Below are 20,255 nucleotides of genomic sequence, written 5' to 3'. Positions count from 1 at the left end.
GGGAACAACAAGAGGGGAACCGGCCTGTCCTCTTGGCATTGACCCAGCAACTGTTTGAGGAGGCCTTCATGACACGCGATCCGCGCTCAGAAGCCGAGAAAGCCCGCGCAGACCTTGCCCGCAATGCGGAGCTTGGCCTTGCAGTTCCCGAAAGCCCGGTCGAGGAGCGGCCGTCGGTCACGCCAGAAACCTTCGGCGACACCACCGAATTGGCCCGGAAGGAAGCCCGGGATCAGGCCGCCGCCCGGCGTGCGGAGCCTCTCGAAGAAGATGATGGGGATTCGACGGGCACGGGATCCATTCCGCGAAGCGGACGTGTCCCCGTCTACCCCGATGAAACTGTAACCGAGCGGCCGGAGGATGACGAAGACATCCTGTCGCGCGCAAAGGAGTGATGCACCATGGTCCTGTCGAACCTGATCTCCCGCCTCAGCCCCAAGAAGCGCAAGGCCGAACAGGCCGAGAAGGCGCGTGAGGAGTTGAAGGCCAATGCCGAAAAGGCCCTGCGCATGAAGCAGGAGGCCGGGCCGCAAACCAAAATTCCCGAGCATCAGACCTCGCATGATGGCATGCATCAGCAGGATCCTCACCGGGTGGAAGTCGACGCCACCCGCGGCCGCGAGGCTGGCTTCACGCCCCAGCTCAAGCGCTCGAAGGTGGCCCGCTCGGGCGACGCTTCGTAAGAGTTGCGTAAGCGCTTGTGAGAAAGCCCCGCCGTTCCGGCGGGGCTTTTTGTCGGCCCCGACCTGCGCCGTTAACATCCCCCTTCACGTCATCACCGGGCTTGTCCCGGTGATCTCGATCCCATGAAGCGACGAGCTCTTCTGATCGGGATGGCCGGCACAAGGCCGGCCATGACGTGAGAGAGTGTCAGTCGCTGCGGCTGCAGGCCGGGAATGGCACCGGACATCCCTTGCCCCGCACCTCTGGGCCCATTATCGCTACGCCATGAGCATCCGCATCGCTTCCCTCCAGCGCTATCCGGTCAAGGGCCTGTCGCCCGAACCGCTGACCCAGGTCACCCTCACGAAGGGCGATTACTTTCCCGGCGACCGGCTGTTCGCCATCGAGAACGGCCCGGCCGGGTTCGACCCGGACAATCCGCAGCACCAGCCCAAGATCAAGTTCCTGATGCTGATGCGCAACGAGAGCCTGGCGCGGCTGAAAACCCGCTATCTCGACTCGATCACGACCCTCTTCATCGAGCAGGGCGGGCGCGAGGTGGCGCGGGGCGATCTCTCGACGCGTGAAGGGCGGCTCGCCATCGAGGCCTTCTTCCGCCGCTTCATGCCGAAGGAGCTGCGCGGCGCGCCGAAGGTGCTGAGTGCGCCTGAAGGCTTCCGCTTCACGGATTCCCGGCGCGGTTATGTCTCGCTGATCAATCTCGCGAGCGTGCGCGAGCTCGAAAATGCGGTCGGCGCCCCGGTCGATCCGCTGCGCTTTCGCGGCAACATTCACATCGACGGGCTGGAGCCGTGGGCGGAATTCGATCTCGTCGGCCAGGTGCTGACCACGTCCTCGGGCACGCGCCTGAAGGTGACCAAGCGCATCGAGCGCTGCGCGGCGACAAACGTGGACCCGCAGACCGGCATCCGCGACCTGCAGATCCCGAAGAGCCTCATGCAGGCCTATGGGCACTTCGATTGCGGCATCTATGCCGAGGTGCTGGACGGGGGAACGCTCGAGATCGGCGAGGACCTCGAGGCGGAGCAGACGACGCTCGGGCTGTGAGCGCCGGTCATGGCGCTCTCCGTCTCCTGCCTGGTGAGGAGAAACTGTGCAGATGTCATCCCCTCTGACGTCATCACCGGCCTTGTGCCGGTGATCTCGATCAGTTGAAGCGCCGAGCCTCACCGTATCTAGATGGCCGGCACAAGGCCGGCCATGACGTGGTGGAGGTCAGCTCTGACAGGCACCTGGACAACAAAAAAGGGAGGGCTCAGCCCTCCCTTTCTGTCTTGTTTGTGATGAAGCCTTATTCGGCTGCCGGGGTCTCGGCCGGATCCGGCGCGAAGTCGGCTTTCTCGGCATTGGCCGCATCGATCATTTCCTGGCGGGTGCGGCGGCGACGGCGGGGGCGGGGAGCCTCCTCGTCATTGGCTGCTTCCTGCACCACCGGAGGGGCCGGCGGAGCCTCTTCGACGGCAGCCGGAGGAGCCGGCGCACGGACCGGGTTCGTCAGGAAAGCCGGCAGGGTGCCCTGTTCGGGTGCATCAGCCTCCTCGCGGCGACGATCCCGCTGGAAGCGCTCACGGCGCTCGGGACGGTCGCCACGCTCGAAGCGGTCGCTCCGCTCCTGGCGCTCCGGACGGTCGCCCCGGTCGTTGCGCTCGGCACGGTCGAAGCGGGCGGGGCGCTCATTGCGCTCGCCGCCGTCCTGGCGGCCCTCGTAGGGTAGCTCGTCCTGGCGCTGCGAATCCTGTCGCTGCGAATCCTGGCGCTGGTAGTCCTGACGCGGACCCCGGTCGCGCTGGAAGCGCTCGCGACGGTCCCCGCGATCGTTCCGATCGCCACGATCCTGGCGGTCGTTCCGATCCTGCCGGTCGCCACGATCTCCGCGGTCCTGGCGGTCACCACGGTCCTGACGGTCGTAGCGGGAAGGGCGGTCGTTGCGCTCGCCGCGGGACTCGTAGGGCTGCGGCTGGGAGCCGAAATCCTGCTCGTCGCCATTGCCGAAATCCTGGCCGCCGGAACGGTCGAAGCCCTGGCGCTCGCCCTGGCCGAAGCCTTCGTCCTCGCCGCCTTCCTCATCGAAGGACCGCTGCTGGTAGCCGTACTGCTCGCGCAGCTGCTCCTGGGCGGCGGCGATGATGCGGAAATAGTGCTCGGCGTGCTGGAAATAGTTCTCGGCCGCCACCGGGTCGCCGCTCGACTGCGCGTCGCGGGCGAGCTGGCTGTATTTCTCGGCGATATGCTGAGCCGTGCCGCGGATCTTCACGTCCGGGCCGTTCGACTCATAGCTCTTCGTGAGGGGATTGGGCCCCTTATTGTTGCGGTTGTTGTTGTTACGACCGCGCATCCGCCTGTTTTGTCCTGGTCTCATTGTTCGCTCTATGAGCCTCGCTGGTTCTTCATGCCCACGCGATTTGCAAGCCAATATTCACCGAACGGGCTCAACGCCCACCGTTCGCGTGGCAACCGTCTGACATTCAGCCATAGCCTTTCGAGGCTTCCGGCCATCCTTCAGTGTCGGGTTCAGATAATCGCGCCAGGCTGTTTCTGTTTCAAAAGCCCCTGCCTGCGCGATTGATATCGTTTGGTCTTCCGGCATGCCCCCGAGGGGCGGCCGATTTGTTTAGACCGAGGACGATCTCTAGACCCGAATCTAGCGGGTTCCGCTCGGTCCAACAAGGGGTAATTCCGACTTTATCCCGCCCTGGGACACAAAAGACGCATCCGGTCCATCACGATCGCTTCATGGCGATGCAGCGGGGGTTGCCCGATAGATCGTGGGCGATTCGCAGGATTTCAAGGCCATGAGCCCCCGCGAGACCGACTAAATCGTCGGCCTGATCGTAGCCGATCTCGACCACGATGAGCCCTCCGGGCACGAGCAGCCGCCGGGCTTCGCTCAAGAGGATCCGATAGGGCTCGAGGCCATCCGGGCCGCCGTCGAGGGCAAGCCGCGGGTCGTGCTCGCGCACCTCCTCGTCGAGGGCCGGGATGACCCCGGAGGCGATGTAGGGCGGGTTCGAGACGATCAGGTCGAACGGGCCGGAGACCGCATCGGCCCAGCGGGACAGGGCGAAGCGGGAGCGGTCGCCGACCCCGTTCTCGGCCGCATTGGCGCGGGCCGTCACCAGGGCTCCGAAGGACAGGTCGATTCCAAGTCCCGTCGCCCGGGGCAGCTCGTGGAGGAGCGCCACCAGGATGCAACCCGATCCGGTACCGAAATCGACGATCCTGAGGGGCGCCCGCCGGTCGGGGATGAGGTCGAGCGCGGTCTCGACGACGGTTTCCGTATCGGGACGGGGCACCAGGGTCTCGGGGGAGAGGCGGAAGGGCAGGCCCCAGAACTCCCGCGTGCCGACGATCCGGGCGACCGGCTCATGGGCAAGGCGGCGGCGGCTGAAGGCCGCGAGCGTCTCGGCCTCGTCGGCCGACAGGGGAGTATCCGGCCGGGTGATCAGATCCGTCGCCGAGATTCCTGAGGCCGTGAGAAGGAGAAGGCGGGCATCCAGGGCCGCGGTCTCGAAGCCCGCCTCCGCGAGGGTCCGGCGCAGGTCTCTCAGGGCCTCGGCACGGGTCTTCAGGACGCGAGACCTTGTCACCCGATCACGCCGCCTGGTCCTGGGCGGCGAGCTGGGCGGCCTGGTGTTCGGTGATCAGGGCGTCGATCAGCTCGTCCAGGGCATTGCCGGCGATCACCTCTTCCAGCTTGTAGAGGGTCAGGTTGATCCGGTGGTCGGTCACGCGCCCCTGCGGGAAGTTGTAGGTGCGGATGCGCTCGGAGCGGTCGCCGGAGCCCACCTGGGCCTTGCGGTCCGCCGCCCGGGCGGCATCCTTGGCGGTCCGCTCGGCGTCGTAGAGGCGGGCGCGTAGCAGGGCCATGGCGCGGGCGCGGTTCTTGTGCTGGGAGCGCTCGTCCTGGACGAACACCACCGTGCCGGTCGGGATGTGGGTGATGCGGATCGCCGATTCGGTCTTGTTCACGTGCTGGCCACCGGCGCCCTGCGCCCGCATGGTGTCGATCTTCAGGTCCGCGTCGTTGAGCACCACGTCCACGTCCTCGGCCTCCGGCAGCACGGCCACGGTGGCCGCCGAGGTGTGGATGCGCCCTTGCGTTTCCGTGTCCGGCACGCGCTGGACCCGGTGGACGCCGCTCTCGAACTTGAGGCGGGCGAAGACGCCGCGTCCCTTGATCTCGGCCACCACTTCCTTGTAGCCGCCGGCCGTGCCCTCGCTCTCGGACACGATCTCGACCTTCCAGCCCTTCAGGTCGGCGTAGCGGGTGTACATGCGCAGCAGGTCGCCGGCGAAGAGGGCGGCCTCGTCGCCGCCGGTGCCGGCGCGGATTTCCAGGATGGCGCTCTTCTCGTCCGCCACGTCTCGGGGCAGGAGCATGATGCGCAGGTCCTGGGCGGCCCTTTCCAGATCTGCCCTTGCCTGGGGCAGCTCGTCCTCGGCGAGAGAGCGCATCTCGGCATCGGTCGAGGCATCGTCGATGAGGGCCTGAAGGCCGTTCAGGTTGTCCTCCATGGCCCGGTAGGCCCGGATGGCGGACACGACGCCGTCGAGCTCGGCGAGCTCGCGGGAGAGGGCGACGAAGGTTTCGGGATCGGGACCTGCATTGAGCGTCGCCGTGATGATGTCATGGCGGGCAAGAATGGCGTTCAGGCGATCGGAGGGAGGCGCAATCGACATCAGACCGGAATACCACGGGTTTCCGCAAAATGGGCAAGCTTCGGGCGCAGCGTTTCGCCGCCCCCGGCGTTCTTCAGCTCCTCGCGGATCAGGGCGCTGAGTTCCGCGACGTTCATTTCCAGCAGCATGGCCTTGACCGGCCCGATGGCCGCCGGGGACATGGAGAGCGAGCGGAAGCCGAGGCCGATCAGGGCCATGGCCTCGAGGGGACGCCCGCCGATCTCGCCGCAGACGGTGGCGGTGCAGCCGGCGGCCTGGGCCTGCTCGGCCACCATGCTGAGGGCCCGCAGCATGGGCGCGCTCAAGGGGTCGAAGCGGTCCGCCACGCGCCGGTTCTCCCGGTCGATGGCGAAGAAGAACTGCATCAGATCGTTCGTGCCGAGCGAGATGAAATCGGCGCTTTCGCAGATTTCCTTGAGCTGGAACAGGAGCGAAGGCACCTCCAGCATGACGCCGAGCTTCAGGTCCGACGGCAGCGGATGGCCGTGAGTGGCGAGATGCGCCTTCTCCCGCTCGACGATCTGCTTGGCGCGCTCGAACTCGTCGCAGGTCGCCACCATCGGGAACATGATCTTGAGCGGGCGCCCGGCCGCGGCCTTGAGGAGGGCGCGGACCTGGGCGCGCAGCAGGCCCGGACGGTCGAGGCCGATGCGGATGGCCCGCCAGCCGAGCGCCGGGTTCTCCTCCTCGACGGACTGCATGTAGGGCAGGATCTTGTCGCCCCCGATATCGAGGGTGCGGAAGGTGACGGGCCGCCCGCCCGCCTCCGCGAAGACGGTGCTGTAGAGCGCCTGCTGCTCGGACGCCGAGGGCATGCGCTCGGCGATCATGAACTGCAGCTCGGTCCGGAACAGGCCGACGCCCGCAGCCCCGGTCTCCGCCAGATGCGGCAGGTCGACCACGAGGCCAGCATTGATCTGCAGGGTGACCTCCACCCCGTCCTTGGTGACGGAGGGCACGTCGCGCAGCTTGAGGTACTGCTCCTGCCGGCGGGCGCGCAGGCGCGCCTTCTCGGCATAGGCGGCCTCCACGTCGGGATTGGGCCTGATCTGCACCTCGCCGGCCGCGCCGTCGACGATGATCGCGTCGCCCGGCTCCGTCAGGGAGGTCGCGTTCGACACCTCGCCCACGGCCGGGATCCCGAGGGCGCGGGCCACGATGGCGATGTGGCTCGTCGGGCCGCCCTCTTCGAGCACGAGGCCGCGCAGGCGCGAGCGGTCGTAGTCGAGGAGCGCCGCCGGTCCCATGGACCGGGCCACCAGGATGGCGTTCTCGGGCAGGTGCTTCCGCTCGACCACCAGGTCGCGCCCGACGAGGCGGTGCAGCAGGCGGTTGGCGAGGTCGTCGAGATCGTGCAGGCGCTCGCGCAGGTAGGGGTCGGTCTGGCGCAGCATCCGGGCCCGGTTGTCCGACTGCACCCGTTCCACGGCCGCCTCGGCGGTCAGACCCGACGTGACCGCCTCGCGCATGCGCCGGAGCCAGCCCTGGTCGTGGGCGAACATGCGGAAGGTCTCCAGGACCTCCCGGTGCTCGCCGTGATGGGCCACGTCGCCGCGCTCGATCAGCTCGTCGATCGACAGGCGCACCTCGGCGATGGCCGAATCGAGCCGCTGGAGCTCCGCCTCGATGTTCTCGGCGATGAGGTTCTTGACGACCACGCGGGGCTCGTGGAGCACCACATGGCCCAGGCCCACGCCGTCGGCCAGCGCGACGCCCTTCTGGTAGACCGGACGGCGCAGCGCGATGCCGGTATCCACCGGCGCCAGGGCCTGCAGCTCGCCGGTGGCGAGCATTTCGGCCACCACCATGGCGGTGGTCTGGAGCGCCTCGACCTCTTCCTCGGCATAGACCCGGTAGGTGCGGTTCTGGACGACCAGGACGCCGAGCGTGTTGCCGGCGCGCAGCAGCGGCACGCCCAGGAAGGCGTGGTAGATCTCTTCGCCCGTCTCCGGCTTGTAGGAGAAGGCCGGGTGGCTTTGCGCGTCGGACAAAGCCAGGGGCTCGGCCGTCGAGGCGATGAGACCCACGAGGCCCTCGCCCGAGCGCATGATGGTGAGGTGGACGGCTTCCCGGTTCAGGCCTTCGGTGGCGAACAGTTCGAGCACGCCGTCGCCGCGCATCACATAGACGGAGCACACCTCCGCCACCATGTTGGCGGCGATCTGCGTGACGATCTTGTCGAGGCGGTCCTGCGCCCCGACCGGCTCCGCCATGATCTCGCGGAGGCGGCGCAGCAGAAGGCGCGGACCGCCGGGAGCACTTGGCATGAGCTAAAGTTCCCGTCCTTCATGAGCCGGCGAAGCGAACCAGCGGCTACCTATTATAAATGTCGCAGCCCGACGGTTCCTTCGTCAATCAGGCTTGATCAAGGCCGTATAGCGAGTGGAGCGTGCGCACCGCAAGCTCCGTATAGGCCGATTCGATCAGGACCGAGAATTTGATCTCCGACGTGGTGATCGCCCGGATGTTGATGCCCTTGTCGGCCAAGGCCTTGAAGGCGCGCGCCGCGACGCCCGCATGGCTGCGCATGCCGACCCCGATGGCCGAGACCTTCACCACGTCGGTCGCCCCCTGGAGTTCCTTGAAGGCGATCTCGTCCCGGTGGGAGTTGAGGATCGCGCAGGCCCGCTCGTAATCGGCGGTGGGCACGGTAAAGGTCAGGTCCGTGGTGGCGGCATTGTCGGACACGACCTGGATGATCATGTCCACGTTGATGTTGGCGTCCGCCAGGGGCACGAAGATCGAGGCGGCGATGCCCGGCTTGTCCGCAATGTCCCGCAGCGTGATCTGGGCTTCGTCGCGCGAATAGGCGATGCCCGTGACAACCTGCTGTTCCATGATGTCTTCCTCGTCGCAGATGAGGGTGCCGAGCTTGGGATCGGCGGGATCGTCGAAGCTGGAGCGCACATAGGTCGGCACGCGGTGCATCATGGCGAGCTCGACCGAGCGCACCTGGAGCACCTTGGCCCCCAGCGAGGCCATTTCCAGCATTTCCTCGTAGGACACCTTATCCAGGCGTCGGGCCTTGGGCACGATGCGCGGATCGGTGGTGTAGACGCCGTCCACGTCCGTGTAGATGTCGCAGCGCTCGGCCTGGATGGCGGCTGCGAGCGCCACGGCGCTGGTGTCCGAGCCGCCGCGGCCGAGCGTCGTCACGCGGCCCGTGGGCTGGTGCATGCCCTGGAAGCCGGACACGACGGCCACTTCCTTGTTGTCGGTGAAGCCCTTGAGGATCCCGGTGCCGTCGATGGCGGCGATTCGCGCCGAGCCATGGGCGTCGGAGGTCATGATCGGGATCTGCCAGCCCTGCCACGAGCGGGCCTTCAGGCCCATCTCCTGCAGGGCGATGGCCAGGAGGCCCGACGTGACCTGCTCGCCCGAGGCGACGACTACGTCGTATTCCTTCGAATCGTAGAGGGCGTTGGCCTCTTTCACCCAGCCGACGAGCTCGTTGGTCTTGCCCGCCATGGCGGATACGACGACGGCCACGCCATAGCCGGCCTCGACCTCGCGTTTGACGTGCCGCGCCACGTTGCGGATGCGCTCTACGGTGGCGACGGATGTTCCGCCGAACTTCATGACGAGACGGGGCATGGGCGAGGAAGGCCGTGGTGAGATTTGAGAAATTTAGCCCCTTCGCGCCGCGAAAAGGCGCGTATACATGACGGTAGGGCCTCGCCCTGTCAACGCGCAGTTTTACCCGCACGTCATCACCGGCCTTGTGCCGGTGATCCCGATGTGAGAAGCGCAGGGCTCTTCGAAGCGGGATGGCCGGCACAAGGCCGGCCATGACGTGAAGGTCTCACCCGGTCGAGCCACCCCAACCCCTTCCGCAAGGAAGAGGGAATCTCCGCGGAGGATCTCATGACGACCATCGACCCGGCCGAGGTCGCCCGTTTCGAGAAGATCGCCGAGACCTGGTGGGACCCGAAGGGGCCCATGAAGGTCCTGCACAAGTTCAACCCGGTGCGGCTGGCCTATATCCGGGACGAGGCCTGCCGCCGGTTCGGGCGCGATCCGCGTTCGGCCCGCTCCCTGGACGGAATCACGATCCTCGACGTGGGCTGCGGCGGCGGCGTGTTGTCGGAGCCGCTCGCACGCCTGGGCGCCAAGGTGACCGGGCTCGATCCGGCGCCAACCAATATTTCCGTGGCCCGGCTGCATGCGGAGCGGGCCAGAATCCCGGTCGACTACCGCAACGAGACCGTGGAGGACGTGGTCGCCCGGGGGGAGACTTTCGACATGGTGCTCGCCATGGAGGTGGTCGAGCATGTGGCGGACCGGCAGGCCTTCGTGAACGCCTGCGCTGAAGGGGTGAAGCCCGGCGGGTGCCTCGTCATGGCGACGATCAACCGGACCCTGCGTTCCTTCGCGTCCGCCATCGTGGGCGCCGAATACATCCTCCGCTGGCTGCCCAAGGGCACCCACGAATGGGACAAGTTCGTCACCCCCGACGAGCTGACCGACGCCATCCGGGCGGCGGGCTTTTCCGTCAACGACCTCACCGGCGTGGCCTACAACCCGCTGCGGGACAGCTGGTCCCTGTCGGGCGATACGGCCGTCAATTATATGCTGCTGGCCGCGAGGGCTTGAGCGGCTGCTCCCGGGGCGCGACGCTGAGCACCAAATATCCCGCGAGCGCCGAGAGGGCCGAGCCCATGAGAACGCCGATCTTGGTGGCGTTCATGAGGTCCTCCTGACCGGGGAAGGCGAGGGCGCCGATGAACAGGCTCATGGTGAAACCGATCCCGCAGAGCAGCGCGACGCCGTAGCATTGAAGCCGTGTGGCGCCCGCGGGCAGGTCGGCGAAGCCGAGATGGACGGCCGCGTAGGAGAAGGCATAGACGCCCACCTGCTTGCCGATGAAGAGGCCTAAAGCGATGCCCATAGGCAGGGGACTTGAGATGGCATCGAGCGACAGACCTGAGAGCGGGACGCCCGCATTGGCGAAACCGAAGATCGGAATGATCGCATAAGCGACCCAGGGCTGGATGGCATGCTCCAGCCGATGCAGGGGCGCATCCTCGGCCCTGCTCTTCTTCGGCTTGGCCTGGAGCGGGATCGTGAGTGCCAGCGTCACGCCCGCGAGGGTCGCGTGGATGCCGGATTTCAGGACGAAGAACCACAGCACCGCCCCGATGACGAGATAGGGCGCGAGCGCCGTCACGTTCAAGCGGTTGAGCGCGACGAGGACGAGCAGGCAGAGAGCCGCTGCGCCGAGCATCGGGAGCGAGAGGTCGCTCGTGTAGAAGAGCGCGATGATGATGATCGCCCCGAGATCGTCGAGGATGGCCAGCGCCGTCAGGAAGATGGTGAGGGATTTCGGCACCCTCGGGCCGAGGATCGCCAGCACGCCGAGCGCAAAGGCGATGTCGGTGGCGGTTGGGATCGCCCAGCCGTGATGAAGCTGCGGCTCGTTCCGGGTGATGGCGAGATAGATCAGAGCCGGCACGATCATGCCGCCGAGAGCCGCGATGCCGGGCAGGATCCGGCGCGGCCAGGTGGAGAGCTGCCCGTCGAGCATCTCGCGCTTGATCTCGAGCCCCACCAGCAGGAAGAACACGGCCATGAGCGCATCGTTGATCCAGTGCAGGACGCTCAGGCCCAGGATGTAGGTTTTCAGGACACTGAAATAGAGACCGGCCACAGGCGAGTTGGCGACCGCGAGGGCAATCACCGTCACGCCCATGAGGATCATGCCGCCAGAGGCCTCGCTGTCGAAGAAGCGACGCATCAACGAGATGCGATGTCGAGGCTTCAGGCTGCTTCCCGGCCGATCCATGGAGAACTCCTTGCGACGAGAACCTTACGGTGAACGGCTTGCGCCTAAAGCGTCGAGAACAACCCTGTCCAATAACGAAACCAGGAGCAACTCTGCTCAATCGAGCCGAACGTTCTCGACGAGATAGTCCAAAAAGGCGCGGACCCGCGCAGGCAGGTGGCCGCCGCCGACATAGACCGCATGGATGCTCTCCGTGTCGCCGGGATTGTAGGCCTCCAGCACGGGAACGAGGCGACCGGCCTTCACATCGGGTCCGATGTGGAATTGCGACAGACGACTGATGCCGAGGCCGGTGAGCACCAGCAGACGCATGGACTCGCCGTCGCTCACCTGCGCGTTGCCGGTCGGCACGACGGCGCTGACATGGCCGTTTCCGTCCTGAAACGGCCAGCCGTTGCTCTGGCGGGCGAAGCTGAAGCCGAGAAGGTTGTGGCGGGCGAGGTCCTCCGGAGTCCGCGGCGCGCCGCGCCTCTCCAGATAGGACGGGGCCGCCACCAGCATCATTCGGCTCTCGCCGAGCTTGCGCGCCACGAGCTGCGAGGATTTCAAGGGCCCGACGCGGATGGCGACGTCGGCGCGATCCTCGAGCAGGTCGACCACCGTATCGGTCGACGTGACCTCCACGGTCACTTCGGGGTGACGGTCGAGAAAGCCGGGCAGGAGCGGGAGGAGGTAATGCGTTCCGAAGGGCACGTTCGTGTTCACCCGCAGGCGGCCGCGCGGCGCCGCTCCCGAGGCGGCGCTGCGCTCGGCCTCGTCGAGATCGGCCAGGATGCGCAGCGAGCGGTCGTAGAAGGCCGCACCCTCCGGCGTCAGCTGGAGCTTGCGGGTCGAGCGGTTGACGAGGCGGGCGCCCAGGCGCGCCTCCAGCCGCGCAATGAGCTTGCTCACGGCCGACGGGGTCATCCGCAGGGCGCGCGCAGCGGCGGAAAAACCGCCCAGATCGACGGCCCGCACGAAGACCTCCATCTCGCCGGAGCGGTTGACGTCCATCCTGGCCATTGTGAGTTCAATTCATAAATTCTGTTCCTGCCCGAAGGCTAGTTCATAAGCGGACCTTCGTCCATCTTGCGGCAACCCGGCGGCCGGGTGCCGCTACGCTCAAGGACGTCCCTCATGCCTCTCGCCCTCTACGCCCTGACGGCCGGTGCCTTCGGCATCGGCGTCACGGAATTCGTCATCATGGGCCTGCTGCTCCAGGTGAGCGCCGATCTCGGCGTCTCGATCTCGGCGGCGGGCCTGCTCATTTCCGGCTACGCGCTCGGCGTCGTGGTCGGGGCGCCGCTGCTGACCACCCTGACGGGCCGCTGGTCGCGCAAGACCGTGCTTCTCGCCCTCATGATCGTCTTCACCCTCGGCAACCTCGCCTGCGCGGTCGCGCCGGACTATGCGACGCTCATGGCGGCCCGGGTGCTGACGGCCTTCGCGCACGGGACCTTCTTCGGCGTCGGCTCCGTGGTGGCGACGAGCCTCGTGCCCGCCGACAAGAAGGCCTCGGCCATCGCCGTCATGTTCACGGGCCTCACGGTCGCCAACATCCTCGGCGTCCCGTTCGGCACCTGGCTCGGCCAGGCCTATGGCTGGCGCGCGACCTTCTGGGCCGTGACCTTCGTCGGCCTCGCGGCTCTCGCGGTGATCGCGCTCTTCGTCCCGAAGGACCGGCAGGAGAGTACCGAGGGCGGAAGCCTTCGCGACGAGGTGAAGGTGCTGGCGCGCCGGCCCGTCCTGCTCGGGCTTCTCACCACGGTGCTCGGCTATGCGGGCGTGTTCGCCGTCTTCACCTACATCGCGCCGATCCTGACAGAGATCACCGGCTTCTCGGAGGCCGCCGTCTCGCCGATCCTGCTCGTCTTCGGCGGCGGGTTGGTGCTGGGCAATCTCCTCGGCGGCAAGCTCGCCGACCGCCGCCTCATGGCGACCCTGCTCGGATCCCTCGGCGTGCTCGCCCTGGTCCTTGCCGCGATGACCTTAGGCATCCACAACAAGGCCACCGCCATCGCGTTCGTGGGCCTGCTCGGCGCCGCCGCCTTCGCGACCGTGCCGCCGCTGCAGATGTGGGTTCTGGAGAAGGCCGACGGCGCCGGCCAGAGCCTGGCGTCCAGCCTCAACATCGCGGCCTTCAACCTCGGCAATGCACTGGGCGCTTGGCTCGGGGGCTTCGTGATCGACCACGGACTGGGCCTGGGCTCGGTCCCGTGGGTAGCTGCCCTGCTGCCGGCCTCGGGCCTTCTCCTGGCGCTCTGGAGCCGCAGGCTCGACCGCGCCGAGGGCCCGATGAATTGGAAGCCGGTGAAAGCTCCTGCCTGATAGCTCCTATCAGTCGGATACCATGTCGGCACTGGCCTTCCGGCGTCTCATCCGGGAGGCCAGAATCGTCTCGAGCGTGACGGGGCGGTAATCGAACGCATCCACCCCCACGTCGTATTGCCGCGTCTGCGGCCTCAGCTTGGCGTGCGAATGGCCGTGCAAGTCGATCCAGCCGCGGCCCATGTTCTTCCAGGTGCGGAACGCATAGTGGCACATCACCAGGGCATGACCATCGAGCATGAGTTCCGCATAGGCCTGAACGCTCGCCCAGCCTTGCGCCGCAAGGGTCGCCGGCCCGTCGTTGTTGCCGGTGATCAGATGCTTGCGGCCATGGAGAAGCCTCAGCAGCTCGTCGATCCGCTCTGGCTTCACATGCAGGGCGAAATCGCCCAGGTGCCAGACCTCGTCCTCCGGCGAGACGACCTCGTTCCAGTTAGCGATGAGAGCGTCGTCGTGCTCGGCAATCGTCCTGAACGGGCGCTTGTCGATCCGCAACACCCGGGGATCGCCGAAATGCGTGTCGCTGGTGAAGAATACCGTCAAGAGAAGCCCGTCTCGATCATCGTCCCGGATGAGGCATAAGCCCGAACGCCCAGGCTCGTTCCGATAGTGCTCCTACTTGAACATGCCTTCCCGCAGGTTGATGCCGTATTCCTTGTAGGCCTTGAGCGCGCAGAGCATCTGCATCCAGCCCTGGCAATTGCCGTAAGAGGCTTTCAGACCCGTCTCCGTTTCGCGCCAGCCTTCCTCGGCGATCGAGACCAGCGTCCGCCCATCGTCGAGCGGCTCGAAGGTCATCGTCACCGTGGTTCTGTAGCTGGCCGAGGAATCGCCATCGTTGGCCTCCCACTGCAGGACGATCCGCTTTTCCGGCACCACCTCGAGGACCCAGACCGGAAAGGCGCCCGGAAAATCGTGGAAATCCCACGTGACGGTGGCGCCGGTTTCGAGGCGGCCCTTGGCTCCGCCGGTCGTGAAGTAACGCGACAGCTCATCCGGATTGGCCACCGCCTCGAACACCTCGGCCACCGGCTTGGCGATCCTTGCAGAGACCTTGAACGTTAGATCCATGGCGCTCTCCTTGAACGTTGCGCCATCATGTTATAAAAACATAACATGTCAAGCGACGAAGAAAGTGATCGAGTCTTCAAGGCCTTATCGGCCGCGACCCGTCGCGACATTCTCGATGCGTTGAAGGACAGGCCACAGACCACGGGCGAATTGTGCGCCCGCTTCCCGGCGCTCGACCGCTGCACCGTGATGCAGCACCTGAAGGTCCTGGAGGGGGCGGATCTCGTGATCGTCCGGCGGGCGGGGCGGGAGCGCTGGAACCACCTCAACCCGCTGCCGATCAAGCAGATCTACGACCGATGGATCGGCGCCTATGCGGGCCGGGCCGTGGACATGCTCGACCGCCTCAAGACGGATCTGGAAGGATAGATTCGGCTAATTCCGATCATCTGGAATGACAGGCAAGGGCAGCACGTCGATGCCTTCGTCCAGAAGAGCCTTCGCCTCGGCAAGATCCGCCTCGCCGTAGATCGAGCGTTCTTCCGTTTCGCCGTAATGCATCTTGCGCGCCTCCTCGACGAAGCCCTTTCCGACATCCTCGGCGTTCTTCATCACGTGCTCGCGCAGGGCCCGCAATGCGGCGCGCAGCTCCCGCTCACGCTCCGACAGGACGGCGACGGGTTGAGGCTCCTGCGCCGGCGTTTTCGGCGCCTTGTCCGTCCGCGCCACGGACGGGGCCATAATCTGCTTCTCGACCTTGACCGAGTTGCAGAACGGGCAGGTCACGAAGCCGCGTTTGTGCTGCGTTTCGAACGCCTCACTCGACGGAAACCAACTCTCGAACTCGTGGGCCTGCTCGCAGGCCAGGGCATACTTGATCATGTCTCGGTGAGACTTAAGGATTGGGGCTCGGAAAGGGAAGGGATCAGGCGCTCGCCGCCCGATCCGTCTCGATGGTGGGAACGACCTCGACCTTGAAGGGGCGGGCATTCTTGAGGGTCGGGATGCGGCCGCGCACGTCGGCCACGAGGGCGGTGTCGATCTCGGCCAGGAACACGCCAGGCTCCGTGCCGCCTTCCGCCAGCACCCGGCCCCAGGGATCGACGATGAGCGAGTGCCCATAAGTCTCGCGACCGTCCTCATGCAGGCCGCCCTGAGCGGCGGAAATCATGAAGGAGCCGGTCTCGATGGCCCGCGCCCGGTGCAGCACGTGCCAATGGGCCTCGCCGGTCTGCCTGGTGAAGGCGGCCGGCGCCGAGAGGAACGAGGCTCCGTTCTCGGCGAGCGCTTTGTAAAGGGCGGCGAAGCGCACGTCGTAGCAGATCGTCATGCCGAGATGGCCCCAGGGTATCTCGGCCGCGACGGCCGAGGACCCGCCGGTGTAGGTGGCCGATTCGCGCCAGCTCTCGCCGTTCGGCAGGTCCACGTCATAGAGGTGGACCTTGTCGTAGGAGGCGGTGACCTCGCCGTCCCGGTCAATCAGGAAGGCGCGGTTGGCGACCTTGTCGCCTTCCTTCACGGCGATCGAACCGATCTGAACGACGATTCCCTTCTCCCGCGCCACCTCCCGCAGGGCCGCCAGCACCGGGTCCTGCGCCTCTGGTCCCACCTTGTCGAACAGCTCCGCCCGATCCCGGCAGACGAGGGAGGTCATCTCCGGCGTCTGGGCGAAGTGGGCACCCTGGGAGGCGGCCTCGCGCACGAGCGCGACCGCATCGTCGCGGTTCTTGAGCACGTCGCGCCCGGAGCGCATCTGGACGCAGGCGGCGGTGAAGCGGGTCGAGGTCATGAAGTCTGGTCTCCGTCAGGCCTGCAATAAAGGCTCAAGCTGGCCTCTGTCATCAAGAGCATACAGGTCATCGCAGCCGCCGACATGCTTTTCGTCGATGAAAATCTGCGGAACGGTGGAGCGGCCGTTTGCTTTCTGGATCATCTCCGCGCGGGTTTCGGGCTTCTTCTCGATGTCGATCTCGGTGAAGGCGACGCCTTTCTCGGCGAGCAGCTTCTTGGCGGCCGAGCAATAGGGGCACCAGCTCTTCGTATAGATCGTAATGGACGGCATGACGGGAAATTCTCCTGTTTCGGCGAGGATATAAGAAGTCTTAAGCTATCTTCACAACTCCTGGACAACTCGGGCGAAGGCCAGAATATCCACCGAGGCCGCGCCTCCGCGTAGGAGCGCCCGCGAGGCCGCATTGGCCGTGGAGCCGGTGGTCAGCACGTCATCGATCAGCAGCACCCGCTTGCCTTTGAGCTTGGGCCTGGCTTCCAGGGGCACCCGGAAGGCGCCCTGGAGGTTCTCCTGCCGCTGCGCCTTGGTGAGCCCTACCTGACGGCGGGTCCGCTTGACGCGTGCGAGGAGGAACGGGTCACAGGCCACGGCGCTCTCCATCGAGACGATCCGCGCCAGGACCATCGCCTGATTGAACCGACGCCGCCACAGCCGCCAGCGATGCAACGGCACCGGCACGATCAGGTCGGCTTCCGCGAGGAGTTCCGCGCCGGCCCGGGCCATCATGCCGCCAAGGGCTCGGGCGAGTTCCAGGCGGTCGTTGTATTTCAGCCGATGCACGAGCAGGCTTGCCGTGCCGTCATACTCGGCCACCGCCCGAGCGCGCTGAAAGACCGGCGGGTCTGCGATGGCGGCCGGGGAAAGGAGCGGCTGGCCGAGATCGACGGCAAAGGGCGTCCCCAGCCGCTCGCAGAAGGGCCGCTCGATGAACCGGATCTGCGACCAGCAGGCCGAGCACAGGGCATGCGGCTCGCCTGTGGCACCCTGGCAGGCAATGCAGGTTGGCGGATAGAGCAGGCCGATAGCCATGCCTTTTTCGCGCCCGAACGGAAGCGGGCGCTCAATGGGATCAGCTCGACTTCGGCGGGCTCGCTCATGGGCGAAGCTTAGCGGAAGGCGGTCCAAAGGGCGAAGTGCTTATTTCCCGTATCGCGCGGGAAGGACCTCTGTTGGGATGAGACCTTCCGTCATGGCCGGGCTTGTCCCGGCCATCCCGATGGGAAAAGCGCTGTCGCCTCAATCAATCGGGATCACCGGCACAAGGCCGGTGATGACGTGATAGAGAGGGCGTTGAAAGAGCTGGTCGAGCACCATGCTCCGACTCTCCCACGCTCAATCCCTCTCCGCATGAGGGCGAGAAGACGCGTCCTACTCAAAAAATCCTTGGTTCTTGGCCCCGCACACGCCATATCGAGCGCCTCATGACCACGCCCCTCGTCTTCGACCGCCCCCTCGTCCGCCGCCGCCTCGCCCGTGCACTTGAGCAGGGCTATGCGGATTTTCTTCTGGTTCGCGCCGTCGAGGATCTGGAGGAGCGGCTTTCCACGGTACTGCGGAGCTTCGCACTCGCGCTTGATGTCGGCACGCCGACCTCCATCGCCGCCGACGCCCTGCGCCGGAGCGGGCACGTGGAGACCGTCGTTCGCCTGTCCCCAGTGCCGGAGCGGGGCAGCATTCTCGGAGACGAAGAGCGCCTGCCGTTCTCGGGTGAACGCTTCGACCTCGCGGTGTCGCTCTTGGCCCTGCACGGCGTCAACGATCTGCCAGGGTCCCTCATTCAGATCCGCCGGGCGCTGAAAGCCGATGGGCTCTTCATCGGGGCGCTTCTGGGCGGCTCGACCCTGACGGAGCTGCGCCAGTCCCTGACCCAGGCCGAAGCGGAGGTCGAGGGCGGCGTGAGCCCCCGCGTGGCGCCCTTCGCCGACCTGCGCGACATCGGCGGCCTGCTGCAGCGCGCAGGCTTTGCCCTCCCGGTCACTGATACGGACACGGTCCGGGTGCGCTATGCCAATGCCTTCGCCCTTATGCGGGATCTGCGTCGGATGGGGTTGACCAATGCCCTGCATGATCGCCGGAAAACGCCGATGCGGCGCGCGACCCTGATGCGGGCGGCCGAAATTTATGCGGAGCGCTTCGGCGACGCGGATGGCCGCATTCCGGCAACCTTCGAGATCGTCTGGCTCTCCGGCTGGACCCCGCATGAAAGCCAGCAGAAGCCCCTGCGTCCCGGCTCCGCCAAGACGCGTCTGGCCGATGCGCTGGGGGTGAAGGAAGGAGCTCCCACGCGCCGGCTCGGCGAGAAGTGATTCTCATCCCGCCTTGGGCTGCAACCGGGTTGCCCTATCTTGGTGTTTGAGAAGACCTCTCTGGAAAGCAGTGACCCCATGAAAGAGCCCGGCCCGGATCATCCGATCACCATCACGAAGAACCCGCACCGCATCCGGGTCATGCTCGGCGGCTTCATCATCGCCGAGACGACAAAAGGCCTGACTCTGCGAGAGGCCACCCTTCCGCCCGTGCACTACATCCCCCGCGAGGACGTGCGGATGGATCTTCTGGATTCCACCGAGCACAGGACCCATTGCCCCTATAAGGGTGACGCCTCCTATTTCACCGTGAACGGCGGCGGGCTCGTGCGGGAGAATGCGGCCTGGAGCTACGAGGAGCCTGCTCCCGCCGTGGCTGACATCAAGGAGCACCTGGCCTTCTATCCAGAAAAGGTCGATGCCATCGAGGAATTCCAGGATTAGCCCCTTCTCCTAATGGCTGAAGCGGAGGCGGGTTGCTGGCCCGCCAAGCGCGGGGCAATCTCCGGTGCAAACGAGCCCATTGCGGGATAGTCCATGTCGCCGTTTACCTTCAACACTGCGCCCTCCCTCGTCGTCGGCTCCGGCAGCATCGCGCGCCTGGGCGAAATCGCCGCCCAGCGTCTTGGACCGCGCGTGCTCGTGGTGACCGATGCGGGGCTCGTGAAAGCCGGGCTGATCGCGCCCGCCCTCCAGGTGCTGGAGGAGGCGGGGATCGCGGTCGATGTCTTCGATGCGGTGGTGGCCGATCCGCCCGAGGACGTCGTCTTCGCAGCCGTGGCGAGAGCCAGGGATTTCGAGGCGCGAGCCGTGATCGGGTTCGGCGGTGGTTCGTCCATCGATGTGGCGAAGCTCGTGGCGCTTCTCGCGGCGAGTGACGAAAGACTTTCCGAAATCTACGGCGTCGGCATCGCAAAGGGACCCCGGCTGCCGCTCCTCGCCATTCCCACGACGGCCGGAACGGGATCGGAGGTGACGCCGATCTCCATCGTGACCACCGGCGCGCACGAGAAGAAGGGCGTGGTCTCACCGATCATCATTCCCGACATCGCGCTGCTCGATCCGGATCTCACCGTGAACCTGCCGCCCCACGTGACGGCGGCCACCGGCATCGACGCGATGGTTCATGCCATCGAGGCCTATACCTCGACGAGCCCCAACAACAATCCGATCTCGCAGGCATTGGCGAAGGAGGCCCTGCGCCTGCTCGGCCGCAACATCGAGCGCGCCGTGCATCACGGCCACGACATCGAGGCCCGCTCGGCCATGCTGCTCGGCTCCATGCTTGCCGGGCAGGCCTTCGCCAATTCGCCTGTGGCCGCCGTTCACGCGCTTGCCTATCCCATCGGCGGGCATTTCGGTGTGCCGCACGGGCTCTCCAATGCCCTCGTTCTGCCGCATGTGCTGCGCTTCAACGCGAGCGCCTGCGAGGGATCTTACGCGGAGCTTGCGCCCTACGCGTTTCCGGAACTCGACGATGGTGCGACCGGTGCGGCTTTCGTGGAAGCGCTCGCCGCCTTGTGCGGGAAAGTCGGCCTTCAGCCCCGCCTGCGCGACGTGGGGATTCCGCAGGAGGCCGTGCCGATGATGGCCGAGGATGCCATGAAGCAGACGCGGCTTCTCGTGAACAATCCGCGCCCGCTCACCTTCGAGGATGCGCGCGCCATCTATGAGGCGGCTTGGTGACGATCCG

At 66.3% G+C, this 20,255-nt stretch carries 22 protein-coding genes; 9 read left to right on the top strand and 13 right to left on the bottom strand.

Features of this window, described 5'->3' with window-relative positions; translation table 11 throughout:
* The first annotated feature begins 68 nt into the window (after positions 1-68).
* The 3 genes from DDF70_RS02755 to DDF70_RS02745 all read left to right on the top strand — a co-directional run bounded on the left by DDF70_RS02755 (position 69) and on the right by DDF70_RS02745 (position 1,731).
* Complete coding sequence (locus DDF70_RS02755) at positions 69-395, top strand: hypothetical protein (protein ID WP_114943347.1); 327 nt, start codon at positions 69-71, stop codon at positions 393-395.
* Between the two features lie 6 nt (positions 396-401).
* Positions 402-683: a hypothetical protein gene (locus DDF70_RS02750; protein ID WP_114943346.1), complete on the top strand. Its 282-nt coding sequence runs from the start codon at positions 402-404 to the stop codon at positions 681-683.
* 265 nt (positions 684-948) lie between these two features.
* Positions 949-1,731, top strand: a complete 783-nt coding sequence (locus DDF70_RS02745; RefSeq protein ID WP_114943618.1) for an MOSC domain-containing protein — start codon at positions 949-951, stop codon at positions 1,729-1,731.
* Positions 1,732-1,975: 244 nt separating this feature from the next.
* On the opposite strand, the gene DDF70_RS02740 is transcribed toward DDF70_RS02745, so the two are convergent.
* From DDF70_RS02740 to DDF70_RS02720, 5 genes are all read right to left on the bottom strand, one after another.
* Positions 1,976-3,043, bottom strand: coding sequence for a DUF4167 domain-containing protein (locus tag DDF70_RS02740; protein ID WP_114943345.1), 1,068 nt, complete (start codon positions 3,041-3,043; stop codon positions 1,976-1,978).
* A gap of 361 nt (positions 3,044-3,404) precedes the next feature.
* On the bottom strand, positions 3,405-4,271 hold the full coding sequence (prmC, locus tag DDF70_RS02735; RefSeq protein ID WP_245435349.1) for a peptide chain release factor N(5)-glutamine methyltransferase: 867 nt from the start codon (positions 4,269-4,271) through the stop codon (positions 3,405-3,407).
* 4 nt (positions 4,272-4,275) lie between these two features.
* A complete protein-coding gene (gene prfA, locus DDF70_RS02730) occupies positions 4,276-5,364 on the bottom strand; it encodes a peptide chain release factor 1 (protein WP_114943344.1) in 1,089 nt (362 codons plus the stop codon).
* Positions 5,364-7,631 (bottom strand): phosphoenolpyruvate--protein phosphotransferase, encoded by a 2,268-nt coding sequence (gene ptsP / locus DDF70_RS02725; protein WP_114943343.1) that lies wholly within the window; start codon positions 7,629-7,631, stop codon positions 5,364-5,366. The genes prfA and ptsP overlap by 1 nt, the downstream gene beginning before the upstream one ends.
* 88 nt (positions 7,632-7,719) lie before the next feature.
* A complete protein-coding gene (locus tag DDF70_RS02720) occupies positions 7,720-8,958 on the bottom strand; it encodes an aspartate kinase (protein ID WP_114943342.1) in 1,239 nt (412 codons plus the stop codon).
* Between the two features lie 270 nt (positions 8,959-9,228).
* Here DDF70_RS02720 and ubiG point away from each other — a divergent pair, with 270 nt between their 5' ends.
* On the top strand, positions 9,229-9,957 hold the full coding sequence (gene ubiG / locus DDF70_RS02715) for a bifunctional 2-polyprenyl-6-hydroxyphenol methylase/3-demethylubiquinol 3-O-methyltransferase UbiG (protein WP_114943341.1): 729 nt from the start codon (positions 9,229-9,231) through the stop codon (positions 9,955-9,957).
* On the opposite strand, the gene nhaA is transcribed toward ubiG, so the two are convergent.
* Positions 9,926-11,146, bottom strand: coding sequence for a Na+/H+ antiporter NhaA (nhaA, locus tag DDF70_RS02710; RefSeq protein WP_114943340.1), 1,221 nt, complete (start codon positions 11,144-11,146; stop codon positions 9,926-9,928). The two genes, ubiG and nhaA, sit on opposite strands and share 32 nt — an antisense overlap.
* Before the next feature lie 96 nt (positions 11,147-11,242).
* On the bottom strand, positions 11,243-12,148 hold the full coding sequence (locus DDF70_RS02705) for a LysR family transcriptional regulator (RefSeq protein WP_114943339.1): 906 nt from the start codon (positions 12,146-12,148) through the stop codon (positions 11,243-11,245).
* Between the two features lie 114 nt (positions 12,149-12,262).
* Here DDF70_RS02705 and DDF70_RS02700 point away from each other — a divergent pair, with 114 nt between their 5' ends.
* Positions 12,263-13,453 carry an MFS transporter gene (locus DDF70_RS02700; protein WP_114943338.1) on the top strand — a complete coding sequence of 397 codons (1,191 nt, stop codon included), beginning with the start codon at positions 12,263-12,265 and terminating at the stop codon, positions 13,451-13,453.
* A 9-nt stretch (positions 13,454-13,462) separates the two neighbouring features.
* Here the strand turns inward: DDF70_RS02700 and DDF70_RS02695 are convergent, their stop codons facing one another.
* Positions 13,463-13,996, bottom strand: a complete 534-nt coding sequence (locus DDF70_RS02695) for a metallophosphoesterase family protein (RefSeq protein ID WP_114943337.1) — start codon at positions 13,994-13,996, stop codon at positions 13,463-13,465.
* A gap of 72 nt (positions 13,997-14,068) precedes the next feature.
* Positions 14,069-14,524: an SRPBCC family protein gene (locus tag DDF70_RS02690; RefSeq protein ID WP_114943336.1), complete on the bottom strand. Its 456-nt coding sequence runs from the start codon at positions 14,522-14,524 to the stop codon at positions 14,069-14,071.
* Positions 14,525-14,569: 45 nt separating this feature from the next.
* On the opposite strand from DDF70_RS02690, the gene DDF70_RS02685 reads away from it, so the two are divergent.
* Positions 14,570-14,893 carry an ArsR/SmtB family transcription factor gene (locus DDF70_RS02685; RefSeq protein WP_114943335.1) on the top strand — a complete coding sequence of 108 codons (324 nt, stop codon included), beginning with the start codon at positions 14,570-14,572 and terminating at the stop codon, positions 14,891-14,893.
* Between the two features lie 6 nt (positions 14,894-14,899).
* On the opposite strand, the gene DDF70_RS02680 is transcribed toward DDF70_RS02685, so the two are convergent.
* From DDF70_RS02680 to DDF70_RS02665, 4 genes are read right to left on the bottom strand one after another with little or no spacing between them, the layout of a single operon-like run.
* Positions 14,900-15,346: a DUF1178 family protein gene (locus DDF70_RS02680; RefSeq protein WP_114943334.1), complete on the bottom strand. Its 447-nt coding sequence runs from the start codon at positions 15,344-15,346 to the stop codon at positions 14,900-14,902.
* Between the two features lie 43 nt (positions 15,347-15,389).
* Entirely contained in the window at positions 15,390-16,253 is an 864-nt protein-coding gene (locus DDF70_RS02675; RefSeq protein ID WP_114943333.1) for a carbon-nitrogen hydrolase family protein, read from the bottom strand.
* Between the two features lie 15 nt (positions 16,254-16,268).
* Entirely contained in the window at positions 16,269-16,526 is a 258-nt protein-coding gene (gene grxC, locus DDF70_RS02670) for a glutaredoxin 3 (RefSeq protein WP_114943332.1), read from the bottom strand.
* Positions 16,527-16,577: 51 nt separating this feature from the next.
* Positions 16,578-17,285, bottom strand: coding sequence for a ComF family protein (locus tag DDF70_RS02665; protein ID WP_114943331.1), 708 nt, complete (start codon positions 17,283-17,285; stop codon positions 16,578-16,580).
* Between the two features lie 392 nt (positions 17,286-17,677).
* On the opposite strand from DDF70_RS02665, the gene DDF70_RS02660 reads away from it, so the two are divergent.
* The 3 genes from DDF70_RS02660 (at position 17,678) to DDF70_RS02650 (ending at position 20,248) form a co-directional block, all read left to right on the top strand.
* Positions 17,678-18,562, top strand: coding sequence for a methyltransferase domain-containing protein (locus tag DDF70_RS02660; protein WP_114943330.1), 885 nt, complete (start codon positions 17,678-17,680; stop codon positions 18,560-18,562).
* Between the two features lie 78 nt (positions 18,563-18,640).
* Positions 18,641-19,006 (top strand): DUF427 domain-containing protein, encoded by a 366-nt coding sequence (locus tag DDF70_RS02655; RefSeq protein ID WP_114943329.1) that lies wholly within the window; start codon positions 18,641-18,643, stop codon positions 19,004-19,006.
* 93 nt (positions 19,007-19,099) lie between these two features.
* On the top strand, positions 19,100-20,248 hold the full coding sequence (locus tag DDF70_RS02650; RefSeq protein WP_114943328.1) for an iron-containing alcohol dehydrogenase: 1,149 nt from the start codon (positions 19,100-19,102) through the stop codon (positions 20,246-20,248).
* Positions 20,249-20,255: the final 7 nt, after the last annotated feature.

The sequence above is a fragment of the Microvirga calopogonii genome (genome assembly GCF_003347665.1).
Classification (GTDB): domain Bacteria; phylum Pseudomonadota; class Alphaproteobacteria; order Rhizobiales; family Beijerinckiaceae; genus Microvirga; species Microvirga calopogonii.
This window is presented reverse-complemented; position numbering and strand designations above follow the sequence as displayed.

Coding starts and splice junctions, on each gene's coding strand:
- DDF70_RS02705 (WP_114943339.1), bottom strand. CDS start 12,148: ATGGCCAGGATGGACGTCAACCGCTCCGGCGAGATGGAGGTCTTCGTG.
- ptsP (WP_114943343.1), bottom strand. CDS start 7,631: ATGCCAAGTGCTCCCGGCGGTCCGCGCCTTCTGCTGCGCCGCCTCCGC.
- DDF70_RS02650 (WP_114943328.1), top strand. CDS start 19,100: ATGTCGCCGTTTACCTTCAACACTGCGCCCTCCCTCGTCGTCGGCTCC.
- nhaA (WP_114943340.1), bottom strand. CDS start 11,146: ATGGATCGGCCGGGAAGCAGCCTGAAGCCTCGACATCGCATCTCGTTG.
- DDF70_RS02675 (WP_114943333.1), bottom strand. CDS start 16,253: ATGACCTCGACCCGCTTCACCGCCGCCTGCGTCCAGATGCGCTCCGGG.
- ubiG (WP_114943341.1), top strand. CDS start 9,229: ATGACGACCATCGACCCGGCCGAGGTCGCCCGTTTCGAGAAGATCGCC.
- DDF70_RS02655 (WP_114943329.1), top strand. CDS start 18,641: ATGAAAGAGCCCGGCCCGGATCATCCGATCACCATCACGAAGAACCCG.
- DDF70_RS02745 (WP_114943618.1), top strand. CDS start 949: ATGAGCATCCGCATCGCTTCCCTCCAGCGCTATCCGGTCAAGGGCCTG.
- DDF70_RS02720 (WP_114943342.1), bottom strand. CDS start 8,958: ATGCCCCGTCTCGTCATGAAGTTCGGCGGAACATCCGTCGCCACCGTA.
- DDF70_RS02660 (WP_114943330.1), top strand. CDS start 17,678: ATGACCACGCCCCTCGTCTTCGACCGCCCCCTCGTCCGCCGCCGCCTC.
- DDF70_RS02665 (WP_114943331.1), bottom strand. CDS start 17,285: ATGGCTATCGGCCTGCTCTATCCGCCAACCTGCATTGCCTGCCAGGGT.
- DDF70_RS02750 (WP_114943346.1), top strand. CDS start 402: ATGGTCCTGTCGAACCTGATCTCCCGCCTCAGCCCCAAGAAGCGCAAG.
- grxC (WP_114943332.1), bottom strand. CDS start 16,526: ATGCCGTCCATTACGATCTATACGAAGAGCTGGTGCCCCTATTGCTCG.
- DDF70_RS02740 (WP_114943345.1), bottom strand. CDS start 3,043: ATGAGACCAGGACAAAACAGGCGGATGCGCGGTCGTAACAACAACAAC.
- DDF70_RS02690 (WP_114943336.1), bottom strand. CDS start 14,524: ATGGATCTAACGTTCAAGGTCTCTGCAAGGATCGCCAAGCCGGTGGCC.
- DDF70_RS02700 (WP_114943338.1), top strand. CDS start 12,263: ATGCCTCTCGCCCTCTACGCCCTGACGGCCGGTGCCTTCGGCATCGGC.
- DDF70_RS02755 (WP_114943347.1), top strand. CDS start 69: ATGACACGCGATCCGCGCTCAGAAGCCGAGAAAGCCCGCGCAGACCTT.
- DDF70_RS02680 (WP_114943334.1), bottom strand. CDS start 15,346: ATGATCAAGTATGCCCTGGCCTGCGAGCAGGCCCACGAGTTCGAGAGT.
- DDF70_RS02685 (WP_114943335.1), top strand. CDS start 14,570: ATGTCAAGCGACGAAGAAAGTGATCGAGTCTTCAAGGCCTTATCGGCC.
- prfA (WP_114943344.1), bottom strand. CDS start 5,364: ATGTCGATTGCGCCTCCCTCCGATCGCCTGAACGCCATTCTTGCCCGC.